Origin of the sequence: Streptomyces sp. OR43 (genome assembly GCF_008042275.1) — a bacterium.
GTDB lineage: Bacteria > Actinomycetota > Actinomycetes > Streptomycetales > Streptomycetaceae > Streptomyces.
Genome location: NZ_RDBK01000043.1, coordinates 3,073,038 through 3,086,700 on the forward strand (window position 1 = coordinate 3,073,038; position 13,663 = coordinate 3,086,700).

General features: G+C 73.0%; 14 protein-coding genes. 2 read left to right on the forward strand and 12 right to left on the reverse strand.

The features are described from left to right. The 4 genes from EAO72_RS32900 to EAO72_RS32915 all read right to left on the reverse strand — a co-directional run. A partial coding sequence (locus EAO72_RS32900; protein WP_148022177.1) for a protein kinase domain-containing protein occupies positions 1-1,323 on the reverse strand: 1,323 nt, incomplete at its 3' end. 83 nt (positions 1,324-1,406) lie between these two features. Next, the gene (locus EAO72_RS32905; protein WP_148020706.1) at positions 1,407-1,673 is read right to left on the reverse strand and encodes a hypothetical protein; all 267 of its coding nucleotides are present in this window, start codon (positions 1,671-1,673) and stop codon (positions 1,407-1,409) included. Positions 1,674-1,690: 17 nt separating this feature from the next. After that, the gene (locus tag EAO72_RS32910; RefSeq protein WP_148020707.1) at positions 1,691-2,443 is read right to left on the reverse strand and encodes a TetR/AcrR family transcriptional regulator; all 753 of its coding nucleotides are present in this window, start codon (positions 2,441-2,443) and stop codon (positions 1,691-1,693) included. A 26-nt stretch (positions 2,444-2,469) separates the two neighbouring features. Next, a complete protein-coding gene (locus tag EAO72_RS32915; protein ID WP_148020708.1) occupies positions 2,470-3,405 on the reverse strand; it encodes an AurF N-oxygenase family protein in 936 nt (311 codons plus the stop codon). A 179-nt stretch (positions 3,406-3,584) separates the two neighbouring features. On the opposite strand from EAO72_RS32915, the gene EAO72_RS32920 reads away from it, so the two are divergent. Next, complete coding sequence (locus EAO72_RS32920; protein ID WP_148020709.1) at positions 3,585-4,694, forward strand: ferritin-like domain-containing protein; 1,110 nt, start codon at positions 3,585-3,587, stop codon at positions 4,692-4,694. A gap of 48 nt (positions 4,695-4,742) precedes the next feature. Here the strand turns inward: EAO72_RS32920 and EAO72_RS32930 are convergent, their stop codons facing one another. The 3 genes from EAO72_RS32930 to EAO72_RS32940 form a co-directional block, all read right to left on the reverse strand. Continuing rightward, a complete protein-coding gene (locus EAO72_RS32930) occupies positions 4,743-5,213 on the reverse strand; it encodes a DinB family protein (RefSeq protein WP_148022178.1) in 471 nt (156 codons plus the stop codon). Between the two features lie 62 nt (positions 5,214-5,275). Continuing rightward, positions 5,276-5,677, reverse strand: a complete 402-nt coding sequence (locus EAO72_RS32935; RefSeq protein ID WP_187285300.1) for a VOC family protein — start codon at positions 5,675-5,677, stop codon at positions 5,276-5,278. A gap of 12 nt (positions 5,678-5,689) precedes the next feature. Continuing rightward, positions 5,690-6,226 (reverse strand): GNAT family N-acetyltransferase, encoded by a 537-nt coding sequence (locus EAO72_RS32940; RefSeq protein ID WP_148020710.1) that lies wholly within the window; start codon positions 6,224-6,226, stop codon positions 5,690-5,692. A 196-nt stretch (positions 6,227-6,422) separates the two neighbouring features. Between EAO72_RS32940 and EAO72_RS32945 the strand changes: the two genes are divergently transcribed. Further along, positions 6,423-7,331: a hypothetical protein gene (locus EAO72_RS32945; RefSeq protein WP_148022180.1), complete on the forward strand. Its 909-nt coding sequence runs from the start codon at positions 6,423-6,425 to the stop codon at positions 7,329-7,331. Positions 7,332-7,354: 23 nt separating this feature from the next. Here EAO72_RS32945 and EAO72_RS32950 read toward each other — a convergent pair whose 3' ends face one another. The 5 genes from EAO72_RS32950 to EAO72_RS32970 all read right to left on the reverse strand — a co-directional run bounded on the left by EAO72_RS32950 (position 7,355) and on the right by EAO72_RS32970 (position 13,600). Further along, positions 7,355-8,422, reverse strand: coding sequence for an amidase family protein (locus tag EAO72_RS32950; RefSeq protein WP_148020711.1), 1,068 nt, complete (start codon positions 8,420-8,422; stop codon positions 7,355-7,357). Positions 8,423-8,426: 4 nt separating this feature from the next. Then, positions 8,427-9,884 (reverse strand): peptidoglycan D,D-transpeptidase FtsI family protein, encoded by a 1,458-nt coding sequence (locus EAO72_RS32955; RefSeq protein ID WP_148020712.1) that lies wholly within the window; start codon positions 9,882-9,884, stop codon positions 8,427-8,429. Positions 9,885-9,918: 34 nt separating this feature from the next. Then, on the reverse strand, positions 9,919-11,298 hold the full coding sequence (locus EAO72_RS32960) for an FtsW/RodA/SpoVE family cell cycle protein (RefSeq protein ID WP_148020713.1): 1,380 nt from the start codon (positions 11,296-11,298) through the stop codon (positions 9,919-9,921). A gap of 155 nt (positions 11,299-11,453) precedes the next feature. After that, a complete protein-coding gene (locus EAO72_RS32965; RefSeq protein ID WP_148020714.1) occupies positions 11,454-12,800 on the reverse strand; it encodes a sensor histidine kinase in 1,347 nt (448 codons plus the stop codon). Further along, complete coding sequence (locus EAO72_RS32970) at positions 12,797-13,600, reverse strand: hypothetical protein (protein WP_148020715.1); 804 nt, start codon at positions 13,598-13,600, stop codon at positions 12,797-12,799. Before EAO72_RS32970 ends, EAO72_RS32965 begins: the two co-directional genes overlap by 4 nt. Positions 13,601-13,663 lie beyond the last annotated feature (63 nt).

Here is a 13,663-nt window from a genome sequence, read left to right on the forward strand (position 1 = left end):
GCACCCCGCTGGCGGACGGCCCGGCCGAAGAGGCCGCGGAACGGATCGCGAACACCGAGCCCCGGCTGGACGCCGTACCGGACGCGTTGCGGAGGCTGGTCGCCCGTTGTCTGGCGAAGGACCCGGCCGACCGTCCCACCGCGGGCACGGTGGCGGCGCGGGCAGCGCGGGCCGCTCACGCGGCATCGAGAGCTGGGTCGTCGCCCTGTCCGGCCGGGGGGCCTGGTGGTCGATGACGCCCAACTGCGCGGTCCTGGTGTCGCGGTGGGGCGTGAGGGACGCGGTCGGGGACGCCGGGGCCTGCGCAGCGTCCTCGGAGGCGGCGGGGACGGCGTCCTGTACGTCGTCGGGGACGTCCGCCACAGGCACCGCGGGCCGGGCCGGGGCGTCCGCCTCGGCCTCGTCGGCGGACGCCGCGACCGCCGCCTTCCGTGCCCGGGCCCTCTGCTCGGCCACGGCGGCCGCGAGCAGCCCCGGCAGCCAGCCGCCCTTCGCCAGTCCGGCCGCACCTTCCAGTGCCAGCTCCGCCGCCACCGTGCCCGCGGTGGGACGGTCGGCCGGGTCCTTCGCCAGACAACGGGCGACCAGCCTCCGCAACGCGTCCGGTACGGCGTCCAGCCGGGGCTCGGTGTTCGCGATCCGTTCCGCGGCCTCTTCGGCCGGGCCGTCCGCCAGCGGGGTGCTGCCCGTCGCCGCGTACGCGAGGAGCAGGCCCAGCACGAAGAGGTCGGAGGCCGGTCCCGCCTCCTGGCCCGCGACCTGCTCCGGGGTCAGATAGCCGAGCCGTACGGAGAGCTGGCCGCCCGGCCGGGCCTCGGCGTCGGCCGCCGCGCCCAGCGGCCCGAACGCGGTGAGCCGCGGCCCGTCCGCGGCCAGCAGCACGGTCCTGGGGGACAGCCCCTGGAGCACGGCCCCCGTCGCGTGGACGCGGGAGAGCGTTTCGGCGATGCCCGCGCCCAGTATCCGTACCGCACGCTCGGGCAGCGGACCGGCCAGGTCGACGGCCTCGGCGAGGGTCAGCGCCGGCACGTACGCCGAGGCCGTCCACAGCAGGTCCTCGTCCTCGGAGCCGTCGGCGGACGTGGCCGGCCGCGGCTCCACCCAGCCGCCGGCCAGCCGGTCGGCGGTCCGGGCCTCCGCGTGGAACCGCCGCCGGAACGCGGGCAGTGCGGCCAGCTCCGGCCGGGCCGCCGTGACGACGACGAGGCCGTCCGGATCCGTGCCGTGCGCGAGGTACTGGACCGCGGCGGCGGTCTCACGGAACCGCGTCAGCGCCGTGTACGGACCGAAGCGGCGTGGATCGTCCTGACGCAGCGCCTCCATGGCGCACCCCCCTTGTGACCGTCCCTCGGACCAGAGCGTCGATCTTAGACCGACCGGCAACGCCCCATTCCGCCCCGGACGTCCTACCCCGACTTCGACCAGGGCCACTTGGGCCGGTGGCGTTCCCGGCCGGCCGGGGCGTACTCGTACACCCAGCCGCGCTGGATCCGCAGCCGTCTGGTGTATCCGGCGGGGGCCCGCAGGTACGCGTGCACGGTTGCCGGTCCGCCGTCGGCGGCCGGGACCGGGACCTCGTACCACTTGGGCGGGTGACCGGTCGCGCCGACCAGGACGGGCAGGACCCGCCCGTCCAGCGGGCCGCCGGTGAAGGGGACGTTCTCGCTTCTCACCGCCCCAGTCTGACCGATCAGTCCGGCGGCAGCAGATGCGCCGCCGCGCCGATCAGCGGTGCCAGCCGGTCCGCCAGCCGGCCGGCCGGGCCCGCCGCGGTCTCCAGCGGCAGCAGCTCGGCCACCGCGGACGCGGTCTCCGGGTCGGTGGCCGCGGTGACGGCGAGGAGCCCGATGAACTGGTCGACCAGCCAGTCGCGCAGCTCGGACGCGGCCGGCTGCTTGCCCTCGTCCAGCCAGATCAGCGACGCCGCCTCGACGGCGGCGATCCAGGTGCGCACCATCATCCGCAGCCGCGGCGCGGGTTCGCTGCCGGTGCCGCGGCCCAGGTGCAGCAGGATCTGCTCGGCCGCCGCCCGCCGCACCTCGTCGACGATCGTGCTCGTACGGGACGTCTCGGCGACGCTGCCGCCGCGCAGCAGGGCGCTGAAGCCGGTGTCGTGCTCGTCGACGAAGGCGAGGTAGCGGTCGAGCACGCGCGTCACCCGTTCCGTGGGCGGGCCCACGGCCGGTTCGGCGAAGCACAGGATCAGCGCCTCCGCGGCGGACCTGAGCGCCGCCTCGTACAACTGCTGACGCCCGCCGGGGAAGTAGCGGTAGACCAGCGGGCGCGACACCCCGGCCACCGTCGCGACCTCGTCGAGCGAGACCTCGTCGGGGGCCCGGTGCGCGAAGAGGGTGAGTGCCGCACCGAGGAGCTGGGTGCGGCGCTCCTCGACGCTGAGCCTTCGGTACGCACGGGTCGGCGGCGCGGCTGCGGCAGGGGTCATACCCGCCAGCCTAACGACAGGCACCGTCAGGCCAGCAGGCCCGAGCGCTTCCACAGCCTGCGCCCCACCCCGCTCAGGACCCCGATGTCGTCGAAGAAGTCCGTCAGCCGTTTGGCGCCGGACTGCATGACCTCGGCCCGGTGGCCGCTGGCCTTCACCTGGGCCACGGCCTCCTGGCGGTCCAGGCCGACGTTCTCGTACACCTGCGGGTTGACGAAGCAGACGGAGAAGACGCGGGCCGCCTCCCCGCAGCTCACCCGGGTGAGTTCGCGCTCCCAGCGCGGGGCGGTCACCATCTGGCGGCGCAGCTCCTCGCGGGCGTACCGGACGTGCCGGGCCTCCTCGACCACATGGATGCGGGTGACCCCGCGCACCAGGGTCTGGACGCGCTCGTCGGGGAAGGTCAGGCGCTGCATCCAGTCGAGGATCTCCTCGCCGAGCAGCGTCGCAGCGAACGAACCGGGCGTCGTGGAGACGGTCTTCAGGACGCGGGCCAGATTGTGGTAGCGGCGCGGCACCGGGTAGCAGGGCGAGCCGCCCCAGGTGATCATCCGGCCGAACATCATCGAGTGCCGGCACTCGTCGGCGATCTCGGTGAGTGCGTAGCGGACGTGGTTGCTGACCACCGGCTTGTCGTAGATGTGGCGGACCAGCAGCTGCATGAGGATGATCTCGAACCAGATGCCGAGCGAGGCGAGCGAGGCGGCCTCGTGCCGGGCCAGTTCCTGCCGCTGCTCCTGCGACATCCGCTTCCACATCGGGGTGTCGTAGAGGGAGATCAGCTCCGGAGGCCAGAACCACTTGCCGTCCTCGGCCGGCGCGTCCCAGTCCAGCTCCTTGTCCGGGTCGAAGGAGTGCTTGGCCGAGGCCTCCAGGAGCCGTTCGGCGATCTGCTCGCGGTCACGGAGGGGGCCGAGTGCGTCGCGGAGCATCTGCACATCGCGTGCGGTCACGGTCGTCATGGCTGGACGGGCCTCTCCCATGGGTTACCGACGGTCACCCATTATGAGACTACTTGTCAGCAAGGCCGTCAATCCCTTGTGCACGACTTGTTGACCGGGCGTCTACCAACGTGTGAACCTGCCAACTGAGCCACACGCCAGGTGACTTACCCGGGCCCCGAGAGGCGAAGGAGCCGTCCGTGTCGACACACGACCTCTACACCACCGCCCCCGAGCAGCCGCTGTGGACGGTGCCCGCCTCGGGTGCCGCCCGGTTCAGCTGGGACTACGACGACGGCCGTGAGCGCCTTCTCGCCCTGTACCAGAAGGGCAAGGACAAGCAGTGGGACGGCAACAAGCGCATCGACTGGAGCATCGAGGTCGACCCCGCCGACCCTCTCGGCACCCCCGACGACGCCCTCACCCTGTACGGCACCCCGCACTGGGCGAAGATGACCGAGAAGGACCGGGGTGATCTGCGCAGGCACTACACCTCCTGGCAGTTCAGCCAGTTCCTCCACGGCGAGCAGGGCGCCATGGTCTGCGCCGCCCGCATCGTGGAGTCCGTCCCCGACCTGGACGCGAAGTTCTACTCCGCGACCCAGACCATGGACGAGGCCCGGCACGCGGAGATCTACGGCCGGTTCCTGCACGAGAAGGTCGGGATGCTGTACCCGATCAACGACAACCTCCAGGGGCTGCTCGGCGACACCCTGCGCGACTCGCGCTGGGACATGCCCTACCTCGGTATGCAGGTCCTCATCGAGGGCCTGGCCCTGGCCGCGTTCGGCATGATCCGCGACACCACGACCCAGCCGCTGCCCAAGCAGATCCTCGCGTACGTGATGCAGGACGAGGCCCGCCATGTCGCCTTCGGCCGGATGGCGCTGCGCGACTACTACAAGCAGCTGAGCGATGCCGAACTGCGCGAACGCGAGGAGTTCGTCATCGAGGGCTGCTACCTGATGCGCGACCGGCTCAGCGGGGTCGAGGTGCTGGAGAACTTCGGCATCGCCAAGCAGGAGGCGAAGGACCTCTCCGAGCACTCGGAGTTCCTCCAGCTCTTCCGCAAGCTGCTGTTCAGCCGCATCGTCCCGTGCGTCAAGGACATCGGTCTGTGGGGCGAGCGCCTGCAGAAGGCGTACGTCGACATGGGCGTCTTCGACCTCGGCGACTCGAACCTGGACCTGCTGATGGCCCAGGACGAGGAGATCGCCGAGCAACTGGACCGGGAACGCTTCGAGGCGGAGGAGCAGGAGCGGGTGGCGGAGGTCGCGGCGGCCATCGCGGAGGGCGGGGACGGCCAGTAGGGCAGGGCCAAGGGGGGAGCCGGCAGGGCCGCGCCGGGGGCCGAGGCTCTACGTCAGCACCAGCCACTGCCGTCCGTCGAGGAGTTCGCATGCCGCGTCGAGATGGCCGGCGTGGCACGCGGTCTCGGTGATGACGTGCAGCAGGACGTCCCGCAGCGTGTGCAGATGCGGTGCGCCGAACTGGTCGTGGGGCCACCAGGCCAAGGGCGCGTCGGCCTCGGCCGAGGCGATCACGGCGTCCGCGAGGGCCGCTTCGTCGCGGTAGCGGCCGAGGATCTCGGCGGCGCTGCTCCCGGGGTCCACCTGCCAGGCGTCGTCGATGTCGTCCAGGGCGGCGATCACGGCCCGGTCACCCGTGAACACGGCACGGAACCAGAACCGTTCGACATCGAGCGCCAGATGCTGGACGAGCCCCAGACAGCTCCACCCGGACGGCAGTACGGGCTGCCGGAGCGCCTCGGCGTCGAGTCCTTCGAGGATGCCGAGGACATGGCGGCGCCGGCCGTCCAGAGAGGACATGAGGGCACGGATCTCGGTGCCGGGGGCGATGGCCGCGGCCTCCCGGGCGGCTTCGGCCGCGGTCACCGCGCGATCTCCCAGATGTGCCCGCCCGGGTCGCGGAAGCTGGCGGTCCGGATACCCCAGGGCCGGTCCACCGGCCCGTTCAGCAGCGTCACACCGCGGTCGGCCAGCACCTTGCACACGGCGTCCACGTCGTCCACGGTCAGCGTGAGCTGCATCCGGGCACCGCCGGCCGGGCCGGCGACGTCCGCCGGTTCGATCAGCCCGTGCGCGGCGGTGCTCCGCAGCAGATTGATGAGCGTGTTACCGAAGGTGAACACGGCGGAGTTGTCGTCCTCGTAGGTCACCGGCAGCCCGAAGACCTCCCGGTAGAACCGCTTGGTCTCCTCCAGGTCCTCGGTGAACAGGGTGAGAGCGCTGATGCTGCCGGGCCAGTCGGTCGTGCCGTTCGTCTCTGTCACGGCATTCACGATCTACGAACGGGCCGGCTCTGTACAGGGGTTTGGTTCCTCCACTGCCCGTTCCGTGCAGACCAGGCCCTCGCGCTCGTCCCACGACGCGGTGAGGGAGAAGCCGAGCCGCTCGTAGAGGGAGACCGCTCCCGTGCGCCATCGCCACACCGACAGCCGCACGGTGCGGACCCCGCTGCGCGCGGCGTGCGCGAGCGCGGCGTCGAGGAGCGCGGAGGCGACGCCCCGGCCACGGAACTCCGGCGCCGTCCACAGCCGCTTGATCTCCGCCCGGCCGTCCACGGGCGCGGTGACCACGACACAGCCCGCCGCGGTGTCCCCGTCGCGCGCGACGAGCACGGCGGCACCGTCGAACGCGCCGTCCGGATCCTCCACCTCCGCGCGGTACGCGGCGGGCAGCGCGGCCGCGTCCTCGACGGGCCGGCCCTTCTCCGCCTCCGTCTGCAGGTGGTAGTCGGCCAGCAGCGCCGACAGCCCGAGCACGGTGGCGAGTGAGCCTGCCGGAGGCCGTACGACGGCAAGGCCACGTCGATCGTTCATGGCCCCAGGATCACATGGCGCCCCCCTGACCCGAACACGGCCGAAATCCGGTGTACGGCGCCGGGCCGGCGGCGGGACGATGGCCCCCGCCTCGGACGCGTGGCTGCGCCGCCGCGAACCGCTGAGCTGACGCGGGGCCGCAAGCTCCGGCGCACGAAAGGGTGTTCCCGTATGGCGTAACTTTGGCGCCATGAGCATGCCGCCGCCCCAGCCCCCGCAGGGCCCGTACGGAGCGCCGCAGGGCCCCTACGGCCCCCCGCAGCAGCCCCTGCAGAATCATCCTTACGGCCAGCAGCCGGCACCGGGGCAGCAGCAGCTGGGCGGGTATCCGCAACAGCCCAACGGGTACCCCCAGCAGCCCCACGGCTATCCGCAGGCGCCCCAGCCGTGGGGCGCCCCGGCCTCCGGTGCGCCCGGCTGGCCCGGGATGCCGCCGCCCCGGCGGAACAGGACCGGACTCGTCGTCGGCATCGTCCTCGGCGCCCTGGTGGTGGCCGGTGGCATCGCCTTCGGCGTCTCGCGCCTGGTGGACGAGGTGGACAAGGCCGGCGGTATCCCGTCGGCCGGGGACTTCCCGGAGGCCGAGTACCGGCTGACCGTGCCGAAGAAGCTGCTGGACGACGAGTACACGCTGCTCAAGGACTCCTCGTCGACCGACGGGAAGGACATCGAGGGCACCTACGACCCGACCATCCGCGACGCGAAGGCCGTCGTCACCCAGTACACCTCCGGGAGCGGCGGCACCCTGGTCATCTCCGGGATGTGGGGCCGGATCAAGGGACCCGAGTTCACCCGGGACAAGATCCTGGAGGGGGCGGTGCAGAACGAGGGCATGACCATCGCCGTACCCGCCCGGGAGTTCACCCCCGCGGGATACGGGATCACGGTGTCCTGCCAGGTCGTCCGGTCGAAGGAGGGCGGCGTCACCAGCACCCTCCCGATGTGTGCCTGGGGCGACGACAACACCGCGTCCTTCGTCGCCGTCATCACCGCCGAGACCGCGCTCCAGGACCCGCAGGAGGTCGACCTCGACAAGGCCGCCCTGGACACCGCCAGGGTCAGGGCCGAGTCGCGCAAGCCGATAGCCGCGGCCGAAGCCGGCTGACCGGGCCCCGGTCCCGGCGGCCCTCACAGCCGAACGGGACCCAGCGCCTCCTCCACCGCGCAGGCCATGGCGAGTAGCTGGGCGTCCGCGCCGCGCCGCGCCACCAGGTGGAGCCCGACCGGGCAGCCGTCCGGGGTGAATCCGGCGGGCACGCTCGCCGCCGGATGTCCGCTCAGGTTGAACGCCCAGGTCAGCGAGGTGGAGTAGAGCGCGCCCGGACCGTCGTGGCCGTGCGGGCGGTTGGGGGTGACGGGCGTGAGCAGCAGCGGCGTGGCGGCGAAGAAGGCGTCCAGTCTGCGGTCGTTCTCGCGCCGGATCGCGTCGGGGCGCGGCTCCGCCCGCCCGTCCCGTACGGCCTGCCACGTCGCCCCCGGGTCCAGCAGCGCGCAGCCGCCGTCCGCGAGCCGCACCACACCCGCGGCGACCAGCCGCCGTACCGCGTCCCGCACCACCGCCGCCACCTCCGGGTCGACGTCCGCGAACCCCAGGCCGGTGCTGTGAGCGGCGGTCAGGGGCAGTTCCGCGGCGGCCGGTTCGTAGCCGTCCAGGACGTGCGCCAGATACGTCCGCGCCTCCGCGGCCGTCCGGGTCAGGACCCCGGCGGAGGCGAGGCCGGACCGGTCGGGCGACGGCAGCAGTCCGTTGGTCGTTTTCAGCCCGAACACCCCGCACCACGCGGCCGGGATGCGCACCGATCCCGCCCCGTCGCTGCCGGTCGCCAGGGGCACCAGCCCCGCCGCGACCGCGACCGCCGAGCCCGCCGACGAGCCGCCCGGGGTCCGGTCCGGCCGCCACGGGTTGACGGTGCGCCCGTGGGCGCCGAGACCCCAGGTCTTCCAGTACGTGCCGGGGCCCGGTACGGACGTCGAGCCGACCGGGACGCCGCCCGCCGCGATCAGCCGCCGCGCGGCGTACGAACGGATGCCGGCCGGGCCCTTCACCGCGAACGGCAGCCCGGCCAGGGGCAGCCGGGCCGCCTCCGGCAGCCGGGCGAGCGCCTCGTCGCGCCACACGTCGAGGAACGCGCAGAGCCGCGGGTCCTCCCGCTCGATCGCGGCCAGCGTCTCGGAGACCTCCCGGAAAGCCGTCATCGGCTCAGTCTTCCAGGGCCGCTTCCATCACGGAACGGGCGATCGGCGCGGCGCTGCCGCCGCCGCTGATGTCGGCCCGGTCGGCGGAGGCGTCCTCGACGACCACGGCGACGGCGACCGCCGGCCGTCCGGAGTCCGCCGCCTGGGCCCAGGAGATGAACCAGGCGTAGGGCAGGCCGGAGTTGTCGATGCCGTGCTGGGCGGTGCCGGTCTTGCCTCCGACCGTCGCGCCGTCGATCGCCGCGTTGGTGCCGGTGCCGTCCCGCACCACGTCGATCATCATCTGCCGCAGCCGCATCGCCGTCATCGGGTTCATCGCCCGGTGGTACGCACGCGATCCGGTGGTGCGGACGGTGGAGCCGCTGTGCGTGGTCGTACGGTCCACCAGGTGCGGATACATGAGGTCGCCGCCGTTGGCCACGGCCGAGGCCACCATCGCCATCTGGAGCGGAGTGGCCGTCGTGTTGAACTGGCCGATCGAGGACAGTGCCAGCTGGTCGTCGCTCATGTCCGTGTCGAAGTTGCTCTTCGCCACCCCGGAGGGGATCTTCAGCCCGGAGTCGTTGAAGCCGAACTTCCCGACCGCCTCCACCATGCCGTCCAGCCCGACCTCCACCCCGAGGTGCGCCATCACGGTGTTGCAGGAGACCCGGATCGCCTCGGCCAGCGACGCCCTCTCGCAGCCCCGGGCCTCGTTGGGCAGCGTGGTCGAGGTGCCCGGCAGGACGTAGGGGGAGGGGGTGTCGGTCTCGGCGTCCGGATCCGTGACGACCTCCGCGTCCAGTGCCGCGGCGGCCGTCACGATCTTGAACGTGGAGCCCGGCGGATACGTCTGCCGGATCGCCCGGTTGAGCATCGGCCGGCTCGTGGACGCGTTGAGCTCGCGCCAGGCGTCGGTGACGGACGAACCGGTGCCGGAGAGCCGCCCGGGGTCGTACGACGGCGTCGATACCAGGGCCAGGATCTTGCCGGTCGTCGGCTCGACGGCCGCGACCGCGCCCCGCCGGCCGCCGAGTCCCTCGTAGGCGGCGCGCTGCATCGAGTCCTTGATCGTGGTGACGACATCGCCGCCCGGCTGCCGGTCGCGGGTGATCTCGTTCCAGAACGGGAGCGGCGCGAGCATGGGGTCGGTGCCGGAGAGGACCTCGTCCTCGGCGTTCTCGATCAGCGTGGTGCCGTACGTCTGCGAGGCGTACCCCGTCACCGGCGCGTACAGCGGGCCGTCGCGGTAGGTGCGTTCGTACGCGAGCTGCTCGCCGGTGTCCTTCGAGCCGGTGACGGACCGGCCGTCGACCAGGATGTTGCCGCGCGGCCGGTCGTAACGGTCGATGCTGGTACGGCGGTTGGCGGGGTTGTCGTCGAGGGTGTCGGCCTCGAAGACCTGGACGCGGGCGGCGTTCACCAGGAGTGCCACGAGCAGCAGCAGACAGAACGCGGCGGCGCGGCGGATGTAGCGGATCATGTCCGGGCCCCCAGGGCGGTCGGCGGATGCGGGATCACCGTTCGTTCTCCGGGACCGGTGCGACGACGCCGGTCTCCACCTCGTCGGGGTGCGGTCTGCGGGCCACGTCGCTGACCCGGATCAGCAGCGCCACGATGATCCAGTTGGTGACGACCGACGAGCCGCCCTGCGCGAGGAACGGCATCGCCATACCGGTCAGCGGGATCAGCCCCATCACGCCGCCCGCGATCACGAACACCTGGAGTGCCAGGATCGAGGCGAGTCCGATCGCCAGCAGCCGCCCGAACGCGTCGCGCAGGGCGAGCCCGGCCCGGTAGCCGCGCGCCACCAGCAGCGCGTACAGCATGAAGAGCGCGGTCAGCCCGGTCAGGCCGAGCTCCTCGCCGGCCGTCGCCAGGATGAAGTCGGACTTGGCGGCGAAGCCGATGAGGATGGAGTGGCCGAGTCCGAGACCGGTGCCGAGCATCCCGCCCGCGGCGAAGGCGAACAGCGACTGGGCGAGCTGCCCGGGGCCCCGGCCGGCGTCGATGGAGGCGAACGGGTCGAGCCAGTCCTGCACCCGGCTGTGCACATGCGGTTCGAAGGAGCCGACGGCGAACGCGCCGACGGCGGCCAGCAGCAGCCCGACCGCGATCCACCCGGTCCGGCCGGTCGCCACGTACAGCAGGATCACGAAGAGGCCGAAGAACAGCAGCGAGGTGCCCAGATCGCGTTCCAGGACCAGGACGCCGACGCTGATCAGCCAGATCGCCACGATCGGACCGAGCACCCGGCCGGTCGGGAGCTGGAGCTTCCAGATCCTGCGGCCGGTGTACGCGAGGGCGTTGTGGTTCGCCGCGAGGTAGGCGGCGAAGAACACGGCGAGCAGGATCTTGGCGAACTCGCCCGGCTGGAAGGAGAATCCGCCGACCCTGATCCAGATCCTGGCGCCGTTCACCGCGGGGAAGAAGATCGGCACGATCATCAGGACGAGGGCGGCGGCGACCGAGAGGTACGCGTAGCGCTGGAGGACCCGGTGGTCGCGCAGGAACACCACCACCGCGATGAAGAACGCGACGCCGAGCGTGGACCAGATCAGCTGGGTGGGCGCCGCCTGGTCCTTCGGGGTCTCCAGGTCGAGCCGGTAGATCAGCACCAGGCCCATGCCGTTGAGCAGCACGGCGATGGGCAGCAGCAGCGGGTCGGCGTACGGGGCGCGGAAGCGGACGGCGAGATGGGCGAGGAGGGCGAGCAGCCCGAGTCCGCCGCCGTATCCGGCGACGTCGGGCGGGACCGCGTCGTCGTGGGCCAGACCGACGGCGGCGTAGCCGTAGACGGAGATGAGGACGGCCCCGATGAGGAGCGAGAGTTCTACGCCGCGCCGCTTGGGCAGGCGCAGCTCGGGCGGGGGTGCGTCCGCCGTCGTTGCGGTCATGCCACGCAACGTAGCAAGAGGTGGGTGTTATTTCCCTTATGTCCTTACGGAAGGTCTGTGGGGTCCTTACGGAAAGTGCGGGGGGTCGGGACGGAAGGCGCGGGGGCCGGGTGCCGTTCCGCCGTCAGGCGCGGGGGCCTGGTGCCGTCCGGCCGTCAGGTGCCGGCGGAGGAGCGCGGCGGGGCCTCGTCGCCGTCGTCCAGGCCTACGTACTCCGGCAGCGTCAGCCGGGCCAGCGCTCCACCGTCCGGCGCGTTCTCCAGGACCAGCTCGGCGCCCATCACCTCCGCCTGCCCGACGGCGATGGTCAGACCCAGGCCGTGGCCCTTGGTGTCGCCCTCCGTGCGGAAGCGCTGTGGGCCGCCCGCGATCAGATAGTCCGGGAAGCCCGCGCCGTGGTCGCGTACGGTCACCACCGGCCCGTCGACCGTCAGCACCACCGGCGGGCGGCCGTGCCGGTGCGCGTTGCCGATCAGATTGCCGAGCACCCGCTCCAGGCGCCGCCGGTCCGTCTCGACCCGCACCGGCGGTCCGTCCCCGACGACCCTGACCTCGGTGCCGCCGCCCGAGCCGCGCGCCACCCGCTCGGCGAGCGGCGCCAGTTCGTGCACATCGAGGTCGACGTGTTCGGTACGGGCGTCGAGCCGGGAGATCTCCAGCAGGTCCTCCGTCAGCGCGCGCAGCGCCCGGACCCGGTCCCGCACCAGCTCCGAAGGGCGGCCCGGCGGCAGCAGCTCGGCGGCGGCCGACAGACCGGTCAGCGGGGTGCGCAGCTCGTGGGCGACATCGGCGGTGAAGCGCTGCTCGGCCACGAGCTTGCGCTGGAGCGTCGAGGCCATGGTGTCCAGCGCCCCGGCGACGATCGCGACCTCGTCCGGCCGGCGCGAGGGGTCGGCCGTGCGCGGGTCGTTGACCCGGGCGTCCAGATCGCCCGCGCCGATCCGCCGGGCCACCTGCGCGGTCTGGTGCAACCGCCGGGTGACCCGGGTGACGGAGAACGCGCCGACGAGCAGGGTGGCGCCGATCGCCAACAACGAGGAGCCGATGATGGCACCGTCCAGGCCGTTGATCGTGCGGGCGCTCTGGCTGTAGTCGACCTGCGTCGCCAGGGCGTGCCCGTCCGCCGGGGCGGCCGCCCACATCGTGGGGCGGCCGAGATGGTCGGCGACCATGGTGCCCCGTTTCCCATCCTTGACCGCCAGGGCGCGCAACGACGCGGGCAGCCCCGGCGGGTCGAGCCCGGAACGCGGCGGCAGCGCCCCGCCCCTCTCGTAGGCGGCGGTGGCGGTCTCCAGCCGGGCGAGCGCCTTCTCCCGGGCGTGGCCGACCGTCTGCCGGGTGACCGCGGTGTGCACCAGCACGCCCAGCAGGGCGGCGAGGACGCAGCACATCACAGTGATGAAGACGGCGGACTTCCAGGTCAGCGTCGCGGTCCAGGCGGGCAGCCGCGGCCGCCGCCCGGGACGGCGGACCCGGCTCGCGCCCGTCCGCCGGCCTCTCACCGGCGCTCCGCGGTCACGGCCGGCGAGGGCGCCGGAGTGGGTGCGGCCGTGCCGGGGGCCGGGGTCGCGTCGGCGGTCGGCGGGGTGGACAGCCGGGCGCTCGGGGTGCGGCGCCGGTCCGGACCGGTGCGCGGGGCCGTCCGCAGGATCTCCTCCTGGGTCGGCAGCATGGCGCGCTGCTGGTCGTCCCAGGACCAGGCCGTGCGGTACTCGTACCCGGTGATGGCGGAAGGAGCCCGCATGACCAGGGTCCGGCCCGCCAGCTCCACGCTGATCACGGCGTCCGAGGTCGACATGATCCGGGTGAGCCCGCTCGGCTCCGGCATGTAGACGCGTACGGAGAGCTGCCGGGCGGCCAGCTGGATGCCGAGGATCATCTCGTCCCGGCCGTCGCCCGTCAGATCGCGGTAGTACGGCTTCAGCACCGGGCAGGAGGCGGGCGCGGTCGGGCAGGCGTTGATCCGCCGTACGGCCGCGTCCGGGAGCGCGTCCGTGCCGCTGGAGCGGTCAGGCCGGGCGTTCAGCCCCGCCCGCACCACCGCCACCGGGTCCAGCCGGCGCACGTCGCCGCCCGGGACGGTGATCCCGGGGATATGGGCGGTCTCGCCCTCGCCGTAGTCGTACGGTGCGGCGGAGGCGGGCGGCAGTTCCGGCCAGAGGCGGGCGGGGCCGATGGCCGCCGGAGGCCGTCCGGCGCTCTTCAGCTCGCCGCCGGTGCCGCAGCCGGCCAGCAGGACGGCGCCCGTGAGCACCGCGACGGCGGCAGCCGTGCCTCGCCCCGTCCGATGCTGCGGACGCATGTCTTCCTCCCGTTCGGACGGCCGGACCGGGTCACGCGTGATCGCGCACGGTCCCGGCTCCGT

What these genes read in the sequence shown, in the direction of transcription:
- EAO72_RS32910 (WP_148020707.1), bottom strand. Translation starts at nt 2,443, where the DNA reads ATGACCCCTGCCGCAGCCGCGCCGCCGACCCGTGCGTACCGAAGGCTC.
- EAO72_RS32915 (WP_148020708.1), bottom strand. Translation starts at nt 3,405, where the DNA reads ATGACGACCGTGACCGCACGCGATGTGCAGATGCTCCGCGACGCACTC.
- EAO72_RS32930 (WP_148022178.1), bottom strand. Translation starts at nt 5,213, where the DNA reads ATGTCCTCTCTGGACGGCCGGCGCCGCCATGTCCTCGGCATCCTCGAA.
- EAO72_RS32940 (WP_148020710.1), bottom strand. Translation starts at nt 6,226, where the DNA reads ATGAACGATCGACGTGGCCTTGCCGTCGTACGGCCTCCGGCAGGCTCA.
- EAO72_RS32945 (WP_148022180.1), top strand. Translation starts at nt 6,423, where the DNA reads ATGCCGCCGCCCCAGCCCCCGCAGGGCCCGTACGGAGCGCCGCAGGGC.
- EAO72_RS32950 (WP_148020711.1), bottom strand. Translation starts at nt 8,422, where the DNA reads ATGACGGCTTTCCGGGAGGTCTCCGAGACGCTGGCCGCGATCGAGCGG.
- EAO72_RS32955 (WP_148020712.1), bottom strand. Translation starts at nt 9,884, where the DNA reads ATGATCCGCTACATCCGCCGCGCCGCCGCGTTCTGTCTGCTGCTGCTC.
- EAO72_RS32960 (WP_148020713.1), bottom strand. Translation starts at nt 11,298, where the DNA reads ATGACCGCAACGACGGCGGACGCACCCCCGCCCGAGCTGCGCCTGCCC.
- EAO72_RS32970 (WP_148020715.1), bottom strand. Translation starts at nt 13,600, where the DNA reads ATGCGTCCGCAGCATCGGACGGGGCGAGGCACGGCTGCCGCCGTCGCG.